At 55.9% G+C, this 19382-nt stretch carries 19 protein-coding genes and 2 riboswitches; of the genes, 6 read left to right on the top strand and 13 right to left on the bottom strand.

Annotated elements, in window-relative coordinates; genetic code table 11:
• Window positions 1-141: 141 nt before the first annotated feature.
• Window positions 142-1368, bottom strand: a complete 1227-nt coding sequence (locus CQ018_RS17070; protein ID WP_105551219.1) for an ROK family transcriptional regulator — start codon at window positions 1366-1368, stop codon at window positions 142-144.
• Between the two features lie 209 nt (window positions 1369-1577).
• Between CQ018_RS17070 and CQ018_RS17065 the strand changes: the two genes are divergently transcribed.
• Window positions 1578-1991: an NUDIX domain-containing protein gene (locus CQ018_RS17065; protein ID WP_105551218.1), complete on the top strand. Its 414-nt coding sequence runs from the start codon at window positions 1578-1580 to the stop codon at window positions 1989-1991.
• Between the two features lies 1 nt (window position 1992).
• Here the strand turns inward: CQ018_RS17065 and CQ018_RS17060 are convergent, their stop codons facing one another.
• The 10 genes from CQ018_RS17060 to CQ018_RS17015 form a co-directional block, all read right to left on the bottom strand.
• The gene (locus tag CQ018_RS17060; protein WP_105551217.1) at window positions 1993-3849 is read right to left on the bottom strand and encodes an ABC transporter ATP-binding protein; all 1857 of its coding nucleotides are present in this window, start codon (window positions 3847-3849) and stop codon (window positions 1993-1995) included.
• A 315-nt stretch (window positions 3850-4164) separates the two neighbouring features.
• Window positions 4165-6486, bottom strand: a complete 2322-nt coding sequence (locus CQ018_RS17055; RefSeq protein ID WP_181149964.1) for an FdhF/YdeP family oxidoreductase — start codon at window positions 6484-6486, stop codon at window positions 4165-4167.
• Window positions 6487-6564: 78 nt separating this feature from the next.
• A complete protein-coding gene (gene fdhD, locus CQ018_RS17050) occupies window positions 6565-7395 on the bottom strand; it encodes a formate dehydrogenase accessory sulfurtransferase FdhD (protein ID WP_105551216.1) in 831 nt (276 codons plus the stop codon).
• 74 nt (window positions 7396-7469) lie between these two features.
• Entirely contained in the window at window positions 7470-8669 is a 1200-nt protein-coding gene (locus CQ018_RS17045; protein ID WP_105551215.1) for a molybdopterin molybdotransferase MoeA, read from the bottom strand.
• A complete protein-coding gene (locus CQ018_RS17040; protein ID WP_105551214.1) occupies window positions 8670-8951 on the bottom strand; it encodes a DUF6457 domain-containing protein in 282 nt (93 codons plus the stop codon). It abuts the gene before it with no gap.
• Between the two features lie 13 nt (window positions 8952-8964).
• Complete coding sequence (locus tag CQ018_RS17035; protein ID WP_105551213.1) at window positions 8965-9636, bottom strand: molybdenum cofactor guanylyltransferase; 672 nt, start codon at window positions 9634-9636, stop codon at window positions 8965-8967.
• Window positions 9633-10130 carry an HNH endonuclease gene (locus tag CQ018_RS17030; protein WP_105551212.1) on the bottom strand — a complete coding sequence of 166 codons (498 nt, stop codon included), beginning with the start codon at window positions 10128-10130 and terminating at the stop codon, window positions 9633-9635. Before CQ018_RS17030 ends, CQ018_RS17035 begins: the two co-directional genes overlap by 4 nt.
• 290 nt (window positions 10131-10420) lie before the next feature.
• Complete coding sequence (locus tag CQ018_RS17025; protein WP_105551211.1) at window positions 10421-11320, bottom strand: C40 family peptidase; 900 nt, start codon at window positions 11318-11320, stop codon at window positions 10421-10423.
• Between the two features lie 3 nt (window positions 11321-11323).
• Window positions 11324-11493: riboswitch (cyclic di-AMP (ydaO/yuaA leader) on the bottom strand.
• 128 nt (window positions 11494-11621) lie between these two features.
• Window positions 11622-12554 carry a M23 family metallopeptidase gene (locus tag CQ018_RS17020; RefSeq protein WP_258142679.1) on the bottom strand — a complete coding sequence of 311 codons (933 nt, stop codon included), beginning with the start codon at window positions 12552-12554 and terminating at the stop codon, window positions 11622-11624.
• A gap of 75 nt (window positions 12555-12629) precedes the next feature.
• Window positions 12630-12812: riboswitch (cyclic di-AMP (ydaO/yuaA leader) on the bottom strand.
• An 81-nt stretch (window positions 12813-12893) separates the two neighbouring features.
• Window positions 12894-13592 carry a metal-dependent transcriptional regulator gene (locus CQ018_RS17015; RefSeq protein ID WP_105551209.1) on the bottom strand — a complete coding sequence of 233 codons (699 nt, stop codon included), beginning with the start codon at window positions 13590-13592 and terminating at the stop codon, window positions 12894-12896.
• Window positions 13593-13889: 297 nt separating this feature from the next.
• Between CQ018_RS17015 and serC the strand changes: the two genes are divergently transcribed.
• On the top strand, window positions 13890-15011 hold the full coding sequence (serC, locus tag CQ018_RS17010) for a phosphoserine transaminase (protein ID WP_105551208.1): 1122 nt from the start codon (window positions 13890-13892) through the stop codon (window positions 15009-15011).
• A gap of 203 nt (window positions 15012-15214) precedes the next feature.
• On the opposite strand, the gene CQ018_RS17005 is transcribed toward serC, so the two are convergent.
• Together CQ018_RS17005 and CQ018_RS17000 are read right to left on the bottom strand one after the other, a co-directional pair.
• Complete coding sequence (locus CQ018_RS17005) at window positions 15215-15700, bottom strand: DUF3027 domain-containing protein (protein WP_105551207.1); 486 nt, start codon at window positions 15698-15700, stop codon at window positions 15215-15217.
• A 4-nt stretch (window positions 15701-15704) separates the two neighbouring features.
• A complete protein-coding gene (locus CQ018_RS17000; protein WP_105551206.1) occupies window positions 15705-16088 on the bottom strand; it encodes a cold-shock protein in 384 nt (127 codons plus the stop codon).
• Between the two features lie 235 nt (window positions 16089-16323).
• Between CQ018_RS17000 and CQ018_RS16995 the strand changes: the two genes are divergently transcribed.
• The 4 genes from CQ018_RS16995 to CQ018_RS16980 all read left to right on the top strand — a co-directional run bounded on the left by CQ018_RS16995 (window position 16324) and on the right by CQ018_RS16980 (window position 19341).
• A complete protein-coding gene (locus CQ018_RS16995) occupies window positions 16324-16551 on the top strand; it encodes a hypothetical protein (protein WP_105551205.1) in 228 nt (75 codons plus the stop codon).
• A gap of 109 nt (window positions 16552-16660) precedes the next feature.
• Window positions 16661-17371: a response regulator transcription factor gene (locus tag CQ018_RS16990; protein WP_105551204.1), complete on the top strand. Its 711-nt coding sequence runs from the start codon at window positions 16661-16663 to the stop codon at window positions 17369-17371.
• Between the two features lie 25 nt (window positions 17372-17396).
• Entirely contained in the window at window positions 17397-18914 is a 1518-nt protein-coding gene (locus CQ018_RS16985) for a HAMP domain-containing histidine kinase (RefSeq protein ID WP_258142678.1), read from the top strand.
• A gap of 136 nt (window positions 18915-19050) precedes the next feature.
• Window positions 19051-19341: a WXG100 family type VII secretion target gene (locus CQ018_RS16980; RefSeq protein ID WP_105551202.1), complete on the top strand. Its 291-nt coding sequence runs from the start codon at window positions 19051-19053 to the stop codon at window positions 19339-19341.
• Window positions 19342-19382 lie beyond the last annotated feature (41 nt).

The following is a 19382-nucleotide window of genomic DNA, read 5'->3' as shown; positions in this document are numbered from 1 at the left end:
ACGGTGGGCAGTTCGGTTGCTACCAACTCCTACGAATATCTAATGGCATTTGAAAAACTTTGTCAACCGAGTCACTTTATTAAGTCAAAGGGTTACTTCGACACGCGCCGAAGCAACCCCTTGACTTAGTTTTAGTACCTTTTAGCGCAGAAGAAGTGCTGCAGCCTTCGGCGATAGTGTTGCGTCCATGATTGCGCAGGCTCCACCGATCGCACCGATTTCATGTCCAAGAACAGAAGAACGGACCTCTACTCCATGAACGTTCTTGGAGCTGAAGCGTTCATTGATAACTTCACGCACTCCCTCGAGGCAGTACCCGCCAACCTCAGTCCACAGTGGACCGGCGAAAATGACCTGCGATACGTCAAGAGCGTTGCAGAGCTGACCGGCAACCTGGCCAACCTTATCCATGCAATCACGCATCAGATTTGCGGCATTTTCATTGCCACCGTCTGCCATCTTCACGATCTCATTCATGCCCTCGGCGCGTTCCTCTGGAGTTCCGTCATCGGGAACACTCAAGATCAGACCCTTGGCCCGTGCCTTCTGAGCAACATGGTTAAACGCAAGTGAGGCATGCAAGCAATCGTTACGGCCACAGTCACAGGCCTGAGCCACAACACCTGTTGAATAATGCCCAATTTCTCCGGCATTGTTGCTTACACCGCGGTGGATGTCTCCGTTAAGCACCATACCCGCACCGATTCCGGCACCCACGTACATGAGAATGAAGTTGTCACGGCCCGCGTCATTTCCCTTCCACAATTCGGCAATTGAGGCCGCAATTGTGTCTTTTTCGAGAATGACTTCTAGGTTCAGCATGCGGTGCAGTGGTTCAACCACATCGACGTCGGTCCAGCCATCGAGCAGTGGCGGGTCAATCATGACCCCGCGCGCACGGTCCAATGGGCCAGGTGCAGCAACTCCCACACCAATGACGTTGGCTCGAGGCATTCCGGATTCCGCAATGATTTCGTCCACGGTACGAGCCATGGTTTCAAGAGTTTTCTCCGGAACCTCTACCGGTGGAATATCCAGACGGCGGGAGAATAGAATTTCCCCGCGCAGGTTAAGCATCACCACTGTAATAACCCCGGGATCCAAATGAATTCCGATGGAAACCATGCGGTTAGCTTCAAGCTCGAGAACCGTACGTGGTTTACCCGGACCGGAAACAATGGTTCTATCTTCACGAACTAAACCATCGTCAAGCAGACGACGCACAACGTTTGAAATCGTTTGAGGTGAAAGTCCTGTGGAACCTGCGAGTTCGACTCTGCTTACCCCGTCGACAGCGCGACGAATCGATTCAAAAATTACTGCTTGGTTGAAATCCCCGAGTCGCCCTAAATTGGTGCCCCGCTGCATCAAATCTCCATTTGTAGATCCATAAGTGATCCCCCGTCGGCTAATCCCTCACATTCGACTGTCCCAAAGCCAAACTAGATTAACCGCTTAATTCTTGGGTGGACCGATACCCCTCAGGTACGTTCACGCACTTTGATGATCCTGATAGCAGTCCCCCAAAGCACGTTATCACCATCGCCTGTACTTTTAACTGTTGTTAAGCTCAAGATGTGCCAAAGATTCTAACTATTGCCGCAATGCGGCTCCTTGACCCCAGCGGACGCATCCTTCTGGTGCGCAAACGAAACACCGTCATGTTTATGCAGCCAGGTGGAAAATTGGAAGTGGGCGAAGATCCCCACGATGCCGTCATTCGAGAGATCGAAGAGGAACTAGGGCTACAGCTTCCCCCGGGCCAGGTTCACTTCCTTGACCAATGGCGGGGGCCTGCGGCCAACGAGTCAAATACTGACATCCATGCTTATCTCTACACCGCGACAACGGCTCTAACCCCAGTGGCACAGGCAGAAATCGAAGAAATCTTATGGCAAGACCCGGTGGCGGCGCTACAACGAAACGATATTGCACCGCTGCTGCGCCACCACGTGCTACCCCAATTAGTGGCCGGCCCCGGAATTCAATAAGCTACTGCGCAAATTGCGTCTCATGTAGTTCCGCGTAGCGCCCATGTGCGGCAAGAAGCTCGGTATGGGTGCCACGCTCAACAATCCGGCCCCCCTCAACCACAAGAATCTGGTCCGCCGAGCGAATTGTCGAAAGCCTGTGCGCAATCACCAATGCGGTTCGACTGGCAAGCGCTTCAGCCAGGGCCGCCTGAACCGCAGCCTCGTTCGATGAGTCAAGTGCCGCTGTTGCTTCATCCAGGATCACTACCTGAGGAGCGGCAAGCAGCAGCCGTGCGATGGTCATGCGTTGGCGTTCACCACCGGAAAGCCTGTAACCGCGTTCCCCCACCACGGTATCCAGTCCGTCGGGAAGTGCAAGGATAGTTTCTTTCAAGCGAGCACGTTCAAGCGCCTGCCAGATCTCGGCGTCCTCGGCCTCCGGGTTGGCAAGATTGAGGTTCGCTCGAATGGTTTCGTGGAACAGGTGACCGTCTTGGGTCACCATTGACACCGTTGAACGCAAGGAATCAAGTTTCAGTTCACGGATATCGGTTCCGGCAAGTTCCACGGAACCGGAATCCACATCGTAGAGCCTGGACAGTAGCGAGGCAATTGTCGATTTTCCGGCACCCGAGGAACCGACAAGCGCAACGGTAGTTCCGGCAGGGATCTCAAAGCCGATGTCATGAAGTACCGTTTCTCCACCTCGAGTATCAAGGACGGCAACATCCTCAAGCGAGGCCAAGGAGACCTTGTCCGCACTTGGGTAGGCGAAAGAAACACCCTTGAACTTCACACCAACCGGGCCCGGTTCCAAGATACGTGCATCGGGCGCGTCCTTAATCAAAGGATCCAAATCAAGAATTTCGAAAACTCTGTCAAAGCTCACCAACGCGCTGGTTATTTCGACCCGTGCATTGGCAAGCGCCGTGAGCGGTGAGTACAACTGAACCAGCAGCATGCCCAAGACAACGACGTCGCCCGCGGCAAGTTCACCACGGGTTGCGTAGAGGCCACCAAGACCATAGACGAGGGCCAGCGCCAGAGCGGCAACAAGGGTCAGCATGGTGACAAAGAAGAACTGACGCATTGTCATCTTCACCCCGATATCACGCACACGTCCGGCACGCATGGCGAACTGACGGGACTCTTCTGCCGGGCGGCCAAAGAGTTTGATCAAGGTGGCACCGGGAGCAGAAAACCTTTCGGTCATCTGCGTGCCCATTGCCGCATTATGATCGGCTGCTTCCCTACGCAGGTGAGCTAGGGTGCGACCAAAACGACGTGCCGGGAACAGAAATATGGGCAAGAGGACAAGGGCCGCCAAGGTGACCTGCCAGGAAGTCGAGAACATGACGCCGGCGGTAAGCACCAGGGCAACAACGTTTGAGACTAACCCCGAGAGGGTTCCGGCGAATGCGGCCTGAGCCCCAATCACATCATTGTTCAGGCGGCTTACCAGTGCACCGGTGCGAGTTCTGGTGAAGAAGGCTACCGGCATTTTTTGTACGTGGTCGAAGACAGAAGTACGTAAATCGAAGATGATTCCCTCACCGAGCCGGGAAGAAAACCAGCGAACGATCAGGGCAAACACCGCACTAAAGATTGCTACAACGCCAATCATCACGGCAATTTTCAAGATTACGGAAGCATCTTGGCCCGCAACAATTGCATCGACAACGCGCCCGGCAAGTACCGGTGTGATGACGGTGAGCACCGCGGCGCAGACAGAGAAGAAAACGAAGACCAAAAGTTGTTTCTTATAGACTCCGGCAAAGGCCAACACCCGTCGTGGTGTTGTTGGCGCATAGGCTTTGCCTTTTTCTTGTCCCGACATCCGCCACAGCGAATTCCAGGCAGCGTTTTCCATACTCATGAAGTGTTCTTCTCATCCTGCTATAGCCATCCATGCGATGCCGGGATTCCGGTTGCATGTCAATGACCGATCATAGTCTGCGGTGCTAACTGCCCACAGAGGGTTCAACCATCTCCGAGCCCAGTTGCTTCCCGGGTTCCGGGGTCCCCCACACGGGGCACAACACTTCGCGGAGTTACAACGTAGTTATTGCGGTGCCCGCTGTTGCAACGCTGATACCCGTGCAGCGTGCCTTGCCTCGACAGCATGGTGGCTAGATATTAAACGCAACAGGTGTAGGCCCAAATTTTGTGGGCCTACACCTGCCTAGCTTGCTTAGGAGTTCAATGTTGGTCCGGGCTGCATGGTGTGCGGTACAAAGCGCACCGTCATGGCCTTGAATCCCGGGGTGTTTGAATCACGTGCCACGAGATCACGGTGCACCAGCGCATTGGCTTCGGGGAAGTACGCCGCAGCGCAGCCCTTGGCCGTGGGGTAGGAAACGAGCCTGAATTTATTAGCCCGGCGTTCGGTTCCTTGGAACGTCGAAATAACATCAACCATTGACTTATCCTCAAGCCCCAATTCAACAAGGTCATCGGGGTTGATCAGGATGACACGGCGACCGTCCTTGATGCCGCGGTAACGGTCATCAAGACCGTAGAACGTGGTGTTGTACTGGTCGTGGCTGCGCATGGTCTGCAAGATCAGGTGACCAGCCGGCGCATGCAATGCCTCGAATGGTGAGACGGTGAAACGTCCCTTCCCAATGTCTGTGGCAAAGGATCGCGAATCCCGTGGTGGGTTAGGCAAAACAAAACCGTTGCGGCCTCGCACTCGCTTATTGAAATCTTCAAAGCCGGGAAGGACACGGGAAATATGATCGCGGATCACATCATAGTCATCGGCCATGGCCTTCCAGTCAACGATGTGATCCTCACCAAGAATCGCGGTGGCCATTCGGGCCACAATGACCGGCTCGGATAACAGGTGCTCGGAGACCGGTTTGAGACGCCCCTGGGTTGAATGAATGACTGACATTGAGTCTTCAACCGAGAGGAACTGTGGTCCGCCCGAGTGCTTGTCATCCCTGTCGGTACGTCCCAGAGTCGGCAAGATCAATGAGGTCTGCCCGTGCACCACGTGGGAGCGATTGGGCTTGGTAGAAATATGTACCGTGAGTTTGGCACGCTGCATACCCGCTTCTAGCGCCTCGGTTTCCGAGTTGGCCAGGGCAAAGTTTCCACCCATGGAAACAAACACATCGACTTCGTCTTTTTCAAAGGCGTCAAGTGCATCGGTTGAGTCGTAGCCGTGCGCACGCGGAGAATCGATCTTAAACTCTGCATCCAGGGCACGCAATAGTGCTTCGGTTGGCTTCTCCCAGATACCCATGGTCCGATCACCCTGGACGTTTGAATGTCCACGCACCGGGCAGGCACCGGCACCGGGCTTGCCAAAGTTACCCTGCAACAAGAGCAAGTTGATGATTTCTTTGAGTGTTGGCACCGAGTGCGGTTGCTGGGTAAGTCCCAAAGCCCAGCAGATGATTGTTGCCTTGGATTTGATCAGCAATCCGGCGATCTCGGTGATTTGAACGCGGCTCAGACCCGTGGCTTCTTCGGTGGCTTCCCAATCGAGCTCGGCACGTGCGGCCTTGTACGCTGCAAAACCATCGGTTACCGATTCCACGAATGCGTGGTCAACGACCGAGCCCGGGTTTCGTTCTTCCTCGGCAAGCAATAGGTGGCCGAAGGCCTGAAAGAGTGCGAGGTCACCGCCGACCTTAATCTGCAGGAAATCACTTGAGATATCGGCGGATTTGCCCAACATTCCGCTGACGGTCTGCGGGTCCTTGAAACCAAAGAATCCGGCTTCCGGCAGCGGATTCACCGCAACGATGCGTGCCCCACGCTTGCGGGCGTCGGCCAGCGAGGAAAGCATCCGGGGATGGTTGGTGCCCGGGTTCTGACCAACAACAAAGATCAGTTCTGCGTGTTCAAAGTCTTCAAGTGAGACGGTGCCCTTACCAATACCGATGGTGGGGTTTAGCGCCGAGCCCGAGGATTCATGGCACATATTTGAGCAGTCGGGCAGATTATTGGTGCCTAGGGAGCGTGCCAGCAGCTGATACATGAATGCTGTTTCATTTGCTGTGCGTCCGGAGGTGTAGAAAACACATTTATCGGGGGTTGTCGCATTGACATGTTCACCGATGGTTCTAAATGCCTGCGCCCAGGTGATTGGCGTGTAGTGGCTTTCACCGGCGCGGATGATCATTGGTTCGGTAATGCGTCCCTGCGAGCCAAGCCAGTATTCGGTCTTATCGCTCAAGATATTGATGGGGTGTTCGGCCCACCACTGAGGTGTCACGGTCCGGGCGCTGGCCTCTTCGGCAACTGCCTTGGCACCGTTTTCACAAAATTCTGCGGGTTTACGTGGACCGGTAATCGATTCTGGCCAGGCACAGCCCGGGCAATCGAAGCCACCGCGTTTGTTAATGAGCAGCATTGAACTCAGGGTTCTGCTGACCCCGGCCTCGGCAAATCCACGTTCCAGTGAGACCATGACTGCCTTGACGCCGGCGGCACTTCGCTTGGGTTCGGTGATCTTCAGATCATCTTCGTTGATGTCTTGGGTTGGGGCCGGGCGATGCATGTCGTTCCTCCACGTCAACTGAGATTTATGCGCTTCAACCGCGAGCGGTAGCTCGCCATAGATCAACGCATGCTGGCCTCAGGTGCTAAGTATGCGTTCAGCATGAGTGTATAGGTTTACACTACTACCGCGGGAGAATGCGGCAAGGGTGAGTCCGGATTCCTCGGCAAGCTCAACTGCAAGAGAAGAAGGGGCACTGACGGCGCTCAACACGGGAATTCCCGCCATCGCTGCCTTCTGGACAAGCTCGAAGGATGCCCGCCCGGATACCTGCAGGACCATATTTTCCAACGGGAGCATGCCATCGCGCAATGCAGCTCCAATGACTTTGTCCACGGCGTTGTGACGTCCAACGTCCTCGCGGAGTAACAACAGCTCACCATCGGTGCTAAATAGCCCGGCAGCATGAACCCCACCGGTGCGTTCAAAGAGGTGTTGTGCCACGCGTAGTCGCTCGGGCATGGCCAAAAGGACTTCAAGCTCGACCCGCCCGGTATCCGGAGGCAAGGTAAATGCCGATTTTTTGCGTACCTCGTCGATCGAGTTGGTGCCACAGATCCCGCAGGCCGAGCTTGTCACGACGTTGCGTGCCTGTGAAAGATCCGGAGTCTGGGCACCGAAGCCAAGCTGCACCTCAATGACGTTGAAGGTTTGCATCCCATTTTCATCTGTTCCCGCGCAATAACGCATGGATACCAGGTGCTCGGGCCGGGCGATGATTCCTTCGGCCAGCAGGAAGCCAGCGACTAAATCGAAGTCATCTCCGGGGGTACGCATCGAGGTGGTGAATGCGGTATGCCCGAAGCGGATCTCCAGTGGTTCTTCGACAGCGAGTTTCTCTTCGCGGATTCTTCGAGGTCCATCCAACGTGGCGCGGACGATACGCCGTCGTACAATTTTTCGTCCCATAACTATATCCTTAGCCTTGCCCTACAACGTCCGTGGTTTACGGAATATATTCTCGTGGTTTTACAGGCTTTCGGCTACCACGGTAACTCAAGATATGTCACCGGGTTTCCGGCTTCTACCCCTGCCGGAGGAATCACCAATATTACCTGTGCACCGGAAAGCCCGCGCAACATTGCCGATCCCACATGCTCGGCCCGAATCAATTCATCGGGTGAGTGAGGGCTTTGACTAGGCACCCAGCTGGCCGGGATGAGCCTGTGGCGGCCGGGTAGCGCTGGCATTGACTGAGCACTAATTGCGGATCTGACGGGAGCCAGCGCCACACCATTGGCCCCGCGCAAGAATGGGTCCAACACAGTAGTTACAGCCATCAGTGCCGCCAAGGGATTCCCTGGCAGGGCGATGAGCACGCGTTGATCGCCAAGTGTTGCAACCATCGTTGGATGGCCCGGGCGCATCGCAATTGCTGAAATAGTTTCTTCCCCACCGAGGTTCTGTGCCGCACGGCGAATGAAGTCCCGAGCAGAAAAACCGGTTCCCCCGGTGGTGAGAATGATCTGTGCTTCCCGTGCCTGAGGAGAAGACAGCGCTTGAATGGTTTCTTCAAGAGTGTCGCCAATGCGTGCCGAGCCGATTGCTCGACCCCCTAAAGATTCAATGATCAGTGGTAATACCGGAGAGAAACCATCTCGGACCTGGCCCGGGCTGGGTGCACCGTGGGTGATGACTTCATCGCCGGTGTAGATGCAGAAGACAGTTGGTGGTGTGCTGACCAAAAGTTCGTCATATCCTGCAACTGCCGCTGTTGCCACTACACCTGCACGTAAGGTGGTGCCCCGTGGAGCAAGGATGTCTCCTGCCACTGCTTCGGTTCCCGAAGGGCGAATATCTGCGCCAGGACGTGGTGTGCGCTCGCAAGTAAGCACCGATTCTTGTTCAGTGACATCTTCGCTGCGCAGGATCAGTTCTGTGCCCTCGGGGATCAGCGAGCCGGTGACTACAGCCAGGGCTTGGCCGGGGGTTAGTGAAGTACCTGTTCCTTTTGCGGGGTTGACGGCGTGGTCATTGATGATGGTCCAAGGTCCGGGTCCCGCCGCGGCGTAGCCATCCATGGCGGAGGTTGCGCAATGTGGGATTGGGTATTTGGCAATGATGTCCTGGGCAAGTATGCGGCCCCCAGCATGATGCAAGGCAACGCTTTCCGAGGACGGCGTGATCCTTTGACCTAGGGTGTGGGCCTCGGTGCGTGCCTGCTCCCAGCGGTGGTCGGTCATTTACGCTCCGGTCGTATCTGCCGCTAGATGCTTTTTAAGCACGTCTCGGACCAGAACATCTGCAGATTCCATGGCGTGCTGTTCGGTGGCCTGGCCGCGGCCCACCGCTAGTCCAGCCGCATAGCCGGAAATAAAGGTGGTCAGGGGCGCTGCCGGGCGCAGTACCCCATGGGCAACAACACCGGCTAGGGAAAGCACCTTATCGATATTTACCTGCGTATCGCTCAATTCGAAGGCGGCTAGTACTTCTCCGACCCATGGTTCGAGTTGTTCTGCAGGCATATTCTCTTCTCCTTTAGTGCTCACCGCTTTGCACGATGATTCCATGTTTCCCGGCGTCCGAGAGGGTATCGATATCGCTAAAATCAACATCGGGAAGTTTCAGGCGTTCCATCTGCACTGTAGCAAGTAGACGCATCATCGACGCATTTTCCAAACTTCCATGAGCCGCGGAGGCTTCCTTGATGGCCTCACGCAGCACGGAGGTCCTAATGGCGCAGGAAAGCGTCTGCAGTCTCCCTGTTGCGTCCTGTGGCACCCATGCATCGATTCTTGCCGTGGAGGTGCCCGCCATGGCAAGAAGCTGTGCCACGACTGGGGCGGGGTCCAAGAGGTCCGAGGCGAGCACCACCGTTACATCCGTGGAGCTGATCGGCCATTGGGCTTCTTCTTCATCCGGTCCGTCATCAAGTGCTGCGCGTCCTGCCGCCACTGCCGCCGCGGGACCGGCATAGCTTGGGTATTCCCGGGTGATCACCACGCGCTGAGTTTCTGGTGCGTTTTCCATGTAGCGTGCCACAGCCTCGGCAAGTGCGTGGGCGCCGACTACCGCGATGCATTGCGCTTCATGCACAGCGTTCAAAGAATGTTCAAGCAGCGTTTCACCGTGGTGTTCGAGCAATGGTTTGCTGACGCCTCCCATGCGTGAACCCCGACCACCGGCAACGATGATTGCATCAAATTTCAAGCTGCGCTCCGAAGAAATGGGCTCCAAGCTTCTGCTGGGCGGTCAAGTTCGGTAATGAACCATTGCGGGCCACGTGGTTTGCTTGGGGCAAATCGTAATTTCCATCCCAACTGTGCCAGTGTTCTATCCGCCTTGCGGCTATTGCATCCGTGACATGCCGCAACGAGGTTCTCCCAGCTGTCTTCACCGCCCAAAGAACGCGGAACAATGTGATCGATGGTGCTGGCGTTGCGTCCACAATATGCGCATCGGTGGGAGTCCCTGCGCAAAACTCCGCGGCGGGAAACCTGAACATTCTTGACGTAGGGAATGCGCACATAACGAGTTAAGAGGATCACCGTGGGGCGCGGCATGATGTGGTTGGGCCCAATCACCGGGTCGCGTTCGTCGGCGGCTAATACCGTGGCTTTTCCCGTGAAGACAAGTAGCAGTGCCCGGCGGAAGGTCACTACCGCCAGTGGTTCAAATCCTGCATTCAGTACTAGGGTTCGCATTCTCGCGTCCTTAGATCCAACCCGGCGCATGAGAGGGACCCGTTGATGACGGAATCCCTCACGCGGCGCACATGGCTCTCAGCTTTGGCTCCTTGTTGTAGCCTAAGACAAAAGTTATGGATTCTGCGCGGTTTTGGGTTAAATTAGTCCAAATTTCATGGGAATTATTTCTGTTCGCTGACTCTTGAGCGCTTTTTGTTCTGCGTTTTGGGTGTCGCTGGGTAAATTGCCGGCGCACGCAAAAACCCCGCCAGCCCAAGTGGGGTGGCGGGGTTTTTGAAAAAGAATGCTTACTTGGCCAGGGTGTAGTAGCCGAAGAGCGGGTTGCGTGAAACGCTGTGAATGATGGTGCCCGTCTTAGGGTTCTGTGCACCGATCATCTTGCCACCACCGAGGTAGATGCCTACGTGACCGCCACCGTTCTGGAATACCAAGTCACCAGGCTTCGGGCTGCTGGTGCGAACGAACTGACCCGAACCACGAATTGCGGAGGTGCCGCGTGCAATATTGATGCCGTGCTTGGCGTATACGTACTTGACGAAGCCCGAGCAGTCCCAACCCGAGGGGGAGTTTCCGCCCCAAACGTAGGGCGAGCCAACGTACTTGGCAGCAGTTGCCGCGATGCCCGAAAGGCTTGCAGTGTTAACCGAGTCGCTCTTCGGTGCAGCCGTCTTGGTTGCTGTCGAAGTCGATGCGCTGTTGCGGTTGGCGCGAGTCACCGGTGCGAAGGCATCGTTCGATGAGTTCGAAGTAGTGGTGCGAGCCGAGCTCGAGGAAGTTGAAGTGCTGCGAGTCTGTGTTGCTGCGCTGCGGGTGGTGCGAGTCTGTGCTGCGGTACTACGCGGGGTTACCTCGTTAGCAACTGCAATGACTACCGGAGCCGGAGCCGGCTTGGAGGTGAACGCTGCGCGTTCGATGTCCAGGTTCTTCACCTGGGAGGCGGAGACCGAAACGGCCTTCACTGCCACGCGCTCTGCGGAAAGCCCTTCAACAGGGACCGAGGACGCTTCGCGATCGGCCGCTTGCCCGGGGACACCCAGGGTAAGCACTAGGCCGGATGCTGCTGCGATAACGGCTGCCTGACGGCCAACCGATCCAGCGTTCGAGGCAACTGCCTTCGAAATCGATTCAAGGGGGTTCGTACGAACCGGGGTCGCGCGGTGGCGCCCTACTACTTGACGTGTTGACACGTTGTTGCCTCTCCTGATGCCTACGAGGTGAGCTGTCGGGTTCGAGTGGGAGTCACTCGGCAACCGATCCCCTTGCGGGTCCGGGCACTTAACCCCAAGGCTTTCTAACTTCGAAAACCGGAAGGTGGGTCCCCCGCCACTGCCATAAATTTTTGAACGGACACCATGTGGTGGCAGTGCTCGGCACTCCGCATGGCGGTAATCGGGGCTGTGTCCCGATTACATTTCTACAATATATGAAGCAAGTCTAAATGTCACGTTATGATCACGGATTGGTGACATTCTTTGTTACAACTGGCGTTTAGAGCCAGCCGGCGGGGTTAACCCACTTGCCGTTAACGATGACTTCTAGGTGCAGGTGGCAGCCGGTGGAGTTACCCGTGGTGCCCACCAGTGAAAGGACTTCGCCTCGCGAAACCTTCTGACCAACGGAGACCTTCAGGGCCGAGTTGTGGTTATAGCTTGTCTCCAAGCCATTACCGTGATCGACCTTCACGCGCTGTCCGGAGTGTCCCGCCCATTCGGACTGTACAACGGTTCCCGCGGCAACTGCCTTGACCGGGGTTCCGCACGTGGCACCGTAATCAAGACCGTTGTGAATCATGTAGCCAGGGCCCGTCGGGTTCTTGCGATGACCGTAGCCGGAGGTCAGACGAACCGAATCCAGCGGCTGTGACAAGGATCCAGGAGTTTGAATCTTATTGACATCGCCCCCGGCTGCCGTCATCACGGAAGCCAGTTTGTCTTCCTTGGTGAACTTGCTGGTTACCGAGGCGCGCTCAATCTTCAGATCGTCCGAGGCCGGGGCCTTGACATCAACAACTACCGACTGAGCCACGCGCTCTGATTCAACGGGCGCATCTTCCACGTCCTGGCTCGGGCTGGCTGCTGCCAGAGCGAGACCGGAAACGGCTGCGACAGCGGCAATCTTGTGGGAGAAGCCCATCTTGGTGCGCTTGGGACGTGGCGCGAACTTCAAGACATTGTTCAACTCTTCGGACTCAACCACGACACTTGGTGTGGGAATCTGCTGAATTGGTGCTTCGAGGATCTCGGTTGCGGCGATTGCAGCAAGATCCGGGGCGGAGCCATAACGCAGGCTAGCTTCAAAGCGGCGTCCAGTGTAGCTTGACGTTGCTTCGGTTGCCAGATCCGGAACTACCTGCAGTGCGCGGCGTCCGCTGCGTCGGGTAGGAGCTTCACTAGCCAACGCTGCGTCGACGATGTGTTCCATTGGGCCTGGCTGTGGCGAAGCGTCAACGGGCCCGGTCGCACAGCGGCGTCCGGATGTGTACTGCTGTGTCAAAAGACAACCTCTCATGTATCGCCTGCGAAGTTAGCTGTCGGATTCGAGTCATGAGACTAACTCGGCCGAGCCCACAGTGGCGGACTCAGCTTCACCCCGAGATCCATGGTTTAGAACCATGAAACGGTTGAATGGGTCCTCCGCCCTTACCGGTGATCTTTAGTTCAGAATCCGCCGGTAAGGTTATGCGAACCAGATCTGAACCGGGTCATCTATATATGACCCAAAGAAAAACCCTACGGGTTTTGCTCCAAAGTTACAATTCCGTTATCTATCCATGCGTCGGACAAATACATGGGCGCTGACTTCGGTGGGAAGCTCCAGGGCTCCTTCGATGCCTTGAACCCGGACTAACACGTAATCTTCGGCGCGTTCCAGCGTGACTAGGGCTCCTGGGCGAATGCCGCCCTCATCGAGCTGCACCAGCAGTTCCGGATCCACCTGGATGGTCTCGGCAAGACGCTCCACGAGTACCGGACCGCTATTACCGTCCAATAGCGCCGCATCGAGATTTTGAACACCAATGCTGATTTCGGACAATTCCGGACCTCCCAGAGCCTCAAGCCCGGGGATCGGATTTCCGTAGGGAGAAACCGAGGGCTGACCCAGAAGCTTGTACAAACGTTGCTCCACGCGTTCACTCATCACGTGTTCCCAACGGCATGCTTCATCGTGCACATACTCCCAATCAAGACCGATAACATCTGCAAGCAGACGTTCGGCAAGACGGTGCTTACGCATCACTCCGGTGGCAACTTCGCGGCCTCGTACCGTGAGTTCAAGGTGACGGTCCGTTGTTACAACAACAAGTCCATCACGCTCCATGCGAGCAATGGTTTGCGAAACTGTGGGACCCGAATGTCCCAAACGTTCGGCAATGCGGGCACGAAGTGCAGTGATTTCTTCCTCTTCGAGCTCCAAAATGGTGCGCAAGTACATTTCGGTTGTATCGATCAGGTCTGACACGTCTGCCGCTCCTGCAAGGGTTGGTTTAACACGGATTTACTACCTTCTCCACTCTACCCGCAGCGCAGTGAGGTACCCGACACGTTGTTACCTCACCCCGACGCAGCACTGTGTGTTCCATCGCTTTGGCATGCTTTTTGCCCTGCTTATCAGCCAACTGACGTTAATAATGACGTCTTGTTTTTGCGCAATTGGTGACCTGATGCGGGATTATTGTTCTACCGGCATCCCGCGCAACTCCCCTCCAGCGCGTCGGCATGCCCGATGAGTGAACCTAAGCCTTTTATGAGGAGCAACATGAGCACCGGCCTGACCATTCCAGAAAACCTCCTGCCAGTAGACGGGCGCTTTGGTGCCGGTCCTTCAAAGGTCCGCCCCGAACAGGTCCAGGCGTTGGTGGAGGCCGGCAGCGCGTTGCTTGGCACCTCACACCGTCAGGCACCCGTGAAAAACCTTGTCCGTGACATCCAGGAGGGCCTGAAGACTTTCTTCGATGCATCCGAAGACTACGAGGTAGTCCTTGGTGTTGGCGGCTCGACTGCTTTCTGGGATATCGCAACCTTCGGACTTGTCCGCAATAAGGCCCAGCATCTTTCTTTTGGTGAGTTTGGTTCCAAGTTCGCCGCTGCGACCAATAAGGCACCGTTCCTAGCCGAGTCCTCGATCATCACCTCCGCTCCGGGTACCCACCCGGTACCTGTGGCCGAGGCAGGAGTCGATGTTTACGCCTGGCCGCAGAATGAAACTTCCACCGGTGTTGCGGCACCCGTACACCGCGTCGAGGGCGCGGACGCCGATTCGCTTGTTGTTATTGATGCAACCTCGGCAGCCGGTGGATTGAACGTTGATGTTTCACAGGCAGATGTTTACTACTTTGCCCCGCAGAAAAACTTCGCATCCGATGGCGGACTGTGGATTGCGCTCTTCTCCCCCGCCGCAATTGCGCGCGCCGAGGAAATCGCTGCTTCCGATCGCTGGATCCCGGATTTCTTGAATCTGAAGACAGCTATTGATAATTCACGTCTGAACCAGACCTACAACACTCCTTCACTCTCCACGCTGGTATCACTGAACGCACAGGTTCAGTGGCTCAACGCAAATGGTGGTCTCGCGTTTGCCGCGGCACGCACCCAGGACTCGGCATCCCGCATCTACGACTGGGCCGAGGCTTCGAGCTTCGCAACCCCGTACGTGGTGGCCCCCGAAGAGCGTTCAAACGTCATTGCAACAATCGATTTTGATGATTCTATCGATGCTGCTGCAATCGCCAAGACCCTGCGTGCCAACGGTGTTGTTGATGTTGAGCCGTACCGCAAGCTAGGCCGCAACCAGCTACGTATCGCAACATTTGTTTCAATCGAGCCGGCAGATGTTTCTTCCCTCATCGAATGCATCGAGTATGTACTTGCCAACAAGTAACTAGCTCCTCCACGCTTGCGCGTAGGGGTTCTATATTTCATGGAGGGCAACGATTCAAAGGGGATGGGAGCAGTGTTCCCATCCCCTTCGTTTTACGGTGAAATAAAGCGGTCGGGGCTTACGAATGAAAGTTCATCGCAAGCCCCGACCCAGCTATAGTCGACTAGTCCACCGGTGGACTAATCGCATGTCTCCAATATGGCTTAGCCTTTGCCTTCTTCAAGTTCTGCGGATTCAAGAAGTTCATCGGCTTCGTCCGCTTCCCCGGTTTCTGTAGTGTCGGGCGCATCAAGGTCTTGCTCCTGTGCGGCTACAGATTCTCCGGTGCTGCCATTTAGTGCCTCTTCGCGAGCTTCGCGCTCGGCATCCAACTCCTCGGGGCGAACCCGTTCGGCCCAGGGAACCCAAGCCGGAGCCAGCAAGGCATCTTCACCGGGCAAGATTCCTACCTCGCACACGGTGATGTCTTTGGCCTGAGCACGCGGCACGCGTGTCAGAGTTGCAAACCAGCACCAGCCTTCGTAACCGGGCTGCAGCGTAACAAATCGGTGCGTTACCAACCGATCGCCATCACAAATCACATCGACATGCTCGCCAATGGTTGCATCCTCGGTGATTGCCAGCAGAGCTGTGCGCGCACGGTCTTTTGCTGCTGCAAGTGTCTCGTCAAGCTTTGGTTTGCGGGCCATGATTTTAGGCATCCAGATCGTCGGCCACGGCGCGTAGCACTGAAGCTACCTTTGCACCGTGGGATTTCTCCGGGTAGCGCCCCTTGCGCAACCCGTTTGATACCGAGTCAAGGACCTTGATGAGGTCCTCGATCAGGATCGCTGTGTCTTCGGCGGTCTTACGTTTGGCTCGAGCCACCGATGGTACTGCTTCCAAAATACGTACGCTCAGCGCTTGGGCGCCCTTGCGTCCTTCGGCAATTCCAAACTCCATGCGGGTACCCGCGCGCAGCTCGGTCACCCCAGCGGGCAGCGCGGAGGCATTGATGTATACCTCTTCACCCTCGTCAGTTACCAGGAACCCGAACCCCTTTGAGGGTTCGTACCATTTCACTTTGCCGGTTGGCACGTCTTGCTTACCTCGTTCTTACATCGCTTGGGCACCGCTGGGACTCGCGCCCACAACGTCCACATCTGGTAGTTCCCATCCCAAGTTCCCGGGTCCTTATCTAAGGGTCAACGGTGAAATCCTGGAACGGTCAAGTCTGTTCTTCTAGGGTACGACATTCACGACCTAGGGCCTGCCCACCTGATGTGTAGCTGCCATTGTGGCAAGGGAACTTACTGGCTGTAGCGTTATAAGGGTGAATACCACTGCAAACACCCCACTGATCCAACGCGCATTGACCTTTATTGCCGGGGGGCTGGCCATTATTTCGCTTATAGCCCTAACCATTATCTTGATTCAATACGCGCTTTCCGTTGCCTTGTCACCAGCGGTACTTGCCATTGGGCTCTACGGATTGCCCCTTGCCTTCATCTTGCTGATGGTGATTTTATTTCTTAGTTTTCGTGAGCGTCGCAAAAACTAGCCCACCCACCATTGGGTGAGTATTCATACCCGTTGCATTCCGGCAGGATGGATCACGCACTCAAGGTACTCACAGGATTCTTACAGGCAACGGTTGCAAACTAGAGTCCATGAATGCCAAGACTCCCGAAGCCAAGCTGCTGGTCGTCGATGACGAGCCAAACATCCGCGAATTGCTCTCCACCTCCCTGCGCTTTGCAGGATTTGAGGTTGTAGCTGCGGCAAATGGGCGCGAAGCCTTGGCCGCAGTTGAAAAAGAATCACCCGACTTAGCGGTGCTCGATGTCATGCTCCCGGACATGGACGGGTTCACCATCACGCGCCGACTGCGTGCCGCCGGAAAACACTTCCCGGTTCTCTTTCTCACCGCTCGCGATGACACCGATGACAAGGTCACCGGGCTGACTGTGGGCGGGGATGACTACGTCACCAAGCCTTTTAGCCTCGATGAAGTTGTTGCACGCATCCGTGCGGTGCTTCGCCGTACCCAGCCGGCCGAAGAAGATACAGCGGTAATCCGCGTCGATGACCTTGAACTCGATGATGACGCGCACGAGGTCCGCCGTGCCGGAGAAGTCATTGATCTTTCCCCCACCGAATTCAAATTGCTGCGCTACTTGATGATGAACCCCAACCGGGTGCTTTCCAAGGCCCAGATCCTTGACCATGTCTGGGAGTACGACTTCAATGGGGATGCCTCAATTGTTGAGTCCTACATTTCTTATCTGCGTCGCAAGATCGATTCACGCCCTGAATGGCCATCGCTGATTCAGACCAAGCGCGGCGTTGGGTATTTGATGCGCACCTCCGATCGTCGCTAAGGGAAGGTAATTTTCAGTGCAAGGTATGCGTCGCTTTTGGCGGCAGGTTTCGCTGCGCACCAAGCTAGTGGCGCTCATGAGCTCACTGATGATTGCTGGCATCATTGTCACGGCCATTGGTTCGGCGCAATCGTTGCGCCTAATGCTCACCGCTCAGGTCGATTCCGAGCTCAAGACCAGCACCCGAGCCATCACCTCCACGATGCTCAATGACTACACGGAGGTGGCCCCGCTGAATCTTGCCATTGCCGGATTCGATAGGTTCTATGGGGTCATCCTCGATGATCAAAACGCTCAGGTCTACCTGATGCCACGCAAGCAAGATTCAGCGCAGAAACCTCTTGACGCTCCGAAGCTAGACCCCGGCGACCTTGAGCGCCTACGCGACGATATTTCCGCGTCAATTACGGTACCCGGAACGCTACCCAACTCGGCCGGATGGCGCATGCGCGTCTGGCCGCTCAAGGGCAGCAACAACGACATTTTCTATGCCTTGCCCATGGATTCGGTACGCAATACCGTGGATAAGGCCGCAATGTTGGTGCTCTCCACCGGCATGCTGGCAACCCTACTCATGTCAATGATCGCTTATGGGATCACCACCCGGGCCCTGCTGCCGTTGCTACGCGTTGAACGCACAGCAGCAGCCATTGCCGCTGGAGATCTCTCCCGCCGTGTTGAGGATTATCCGCCCGAAACCGAGGTGGGTAGGCTTTCACGATCACTAAATGCCATGCTCTCGCATATTGAGCATGCCTTCCGTGGCAGGGCCGCCTCCGAGCGCAAGATGCGCCGCTTTATTCAGGATGCCTCACATGAGCTGCGCACCCCGCTGGTGACCATTCAGGGATACTCGGAGTTCTATAGGCAGGGCGGGCTTGAAGACCCGGAGATGCTCAAGATAGCCATGGGCCGGATCGAAGCCGAGTCAAAGCGTATGGGTCAACTTGTTGAAGACCTATTGACCCTAGCGCGTTTAGATGAACAGCGGCCCCTAGAACGTAAACCAGTGGATCTGTTGCTACTGGCCGGGGACACAGTTGAGGATGCTCGGGTGAATGCCACTGATCGACGCGTGCGCCTTGTAGGACTCGATCAGAATTCCCCGCCACGCCCGGCACCCACCAGCGGAGATGAGGCGCGGCTTCGTCAGATTGTTGCAAACCTTATGACAAATGCCTTGCGTTATACCCCTGAGGGAACCGATATTGAGGTTGCTGTGGGAGTTAAGCCGGTGATCGATGGCAGGTCTGATGCGGTGCTTGAAATTCGCGACCACGGACCTGGGATCTCCGAGGAAGACGCCGATAGGGTCTTTGAACGTTTCTATCGTTCCGATTCCTCGAGGCAACGTGAAACCGGTGGAACGGGCTTAGGACTTGCCATTGTTGCTGCAATCGCAGCTCAACACGATGGCTCCATCAGGCTCAGTCAAACCCCCGGCGGCGGTGCCACCATGAGTATCCATCTCCCGTTTGTTCCTGCCGAGCCTGATACAGATATAGATGAAGACGAAGATGATAATTCTGCGCAGGATTTCTAAACCCTTTCTTCCACGCTAAGTTATCCACAGTCCGCCGTATGCACCGCACACGGCGGACGTAGTGTTTCTACCCTTGGTATCAGGAATGCAGCCTTCCTGCATTTCCGTTTTTTCGCTGAGAGCAGGAGCAAAAATCATGAGCACTTTCGCCACCAACACCAATGACATGGCCGCCAAGTCAATGTCGGTACAGTCAACCATCGAACGAGTACGCGCAGAGGTCAATGCAATGACCGCTTCCCTGCAGGATTTGCAGGGCACCTGGCAAGGCGCTGCCTCGGCAAATTTTCAGTCGGTGGTTGTCGACTGGCGCAACACACAGATTCGTGTCGAAGAATCGCTAAACGCCATCGGTACCGCGCTGAATCGTGCCTCATTACAATACGAAGAGGCAGAAGCCGCAAACGCTAGCCTCTTCACTTACTGATCCTTTCCTCCGCCGCGCAGCGGAGGAAAACGTGTGTGGGC

Origin of the sequence: Arthrobacter sp. MYb227, assembly GCF_002975435.1 — a bacterium.
Taxonomy (GTDB): domain Bacteria; phylum Actinomycetota; class Actinomycetes; order Actinomycetales; family Micrococcaceae; genus Paeniglutamicibacter.
This window is presented reverse-complemented; position numbering and strand designations above follow the sequence as displayed.

Excerpts from the sequence above, each read along its gene's own strand:
- CQ018_RS17070 (WP_105551219.1), bottom strand. The coding sequence starts at position 1,368 with ATGCAGCGGGGCACCAATTTAGGGCGACTCGGGGATTTCAACCAAGCA.
- CQ018_RS17060 (WP_105551217.1), bottom strand. The coding sequence starts at position 3,849 with ATGAGTATGGAAAACGCTGCCTGGAATTCGCTGTGGCGGATGTCGGGA.
- CQ018_RS17055 (WP_181149964.1), bottom strand. The coding sequence starts at position 6,486 with ATGCATCGCCCGGCCCCAACCCAAGACATCAACGAAGATGATCTGAAG.
- fdhD (WP_105551216.1), bottom strand. The coding sequence starts at position 7,395 with ATGGGACGAAAAATTGTACGACGGCGTATCGTCCGCGCCACGTTGGAT.
- CQ018_RS17045 (WP_105551215.1), bottom strand. The coding sequence starts at position 8,669 with ATGACCGACCACCGCTGGGAGCAGGCACGCACCGAGGCCCACACCCTA.
- CQ018_RS17040 (WP_105551214.1), bottom strand. The coding sequence starts at position 8,951 with ATGCCTGCAGAACAACTCGAACCATGGGTCGGAGAAGTACTAGCCGCC.
- CQ018_RS17030 (WP_105551212.1), bottom strand. The coding sequence starts at position 10,130 with ATGCGAACCCTAGTACTGAATGCAGGATTTGAACCACTGGCGGTAGTG.
- CQ018_RS17020 (WP_258142679.1), bottom strand. The coding sequence starts at position 12,554 with ATGGAACACATCGTCGACGCAGCGTTGGCTAGTGAAGCTCCTACCCGA.
- serC (WP_105551208.1), top strand. The coding sequence starts at position 13,890 with ATGAGCACCGGCCTGACCATTCCAGAAAACCTCCTGCCAGTAGACGGG.
- CQ018_RS17005 (WP_105551207.1), bottom strand. The coding sequence starts at position 15,700 with ATGGCCCGCAAACCAAAGCTTGACGAGACACTTGCAGCAGCAAAAGAC.
- CQ018_RS16990 (WP_105551204.1), top strand. The coding sequence starts at position 16,661 with ATGAATGCCAAGACTCCCGAAGCCAAGCTGCTGGTCGTCGATGACGAG.
- CQ018_RS16985 (WP_258142678.1), top strand. The coding sequence starts at position 17,397 with ATGCGTCGCTTTTGGCGGCAGGTTTCGCTGCGCACCAAGCTAGTGGCG.
- CQ018_RS16980 (WP_105551202.1), top strand. The coding sequence starts at position 19,051 with ATGAGCACTTTCGCCACCAACACCAATGACATGGCCGCCAAGTCAATG.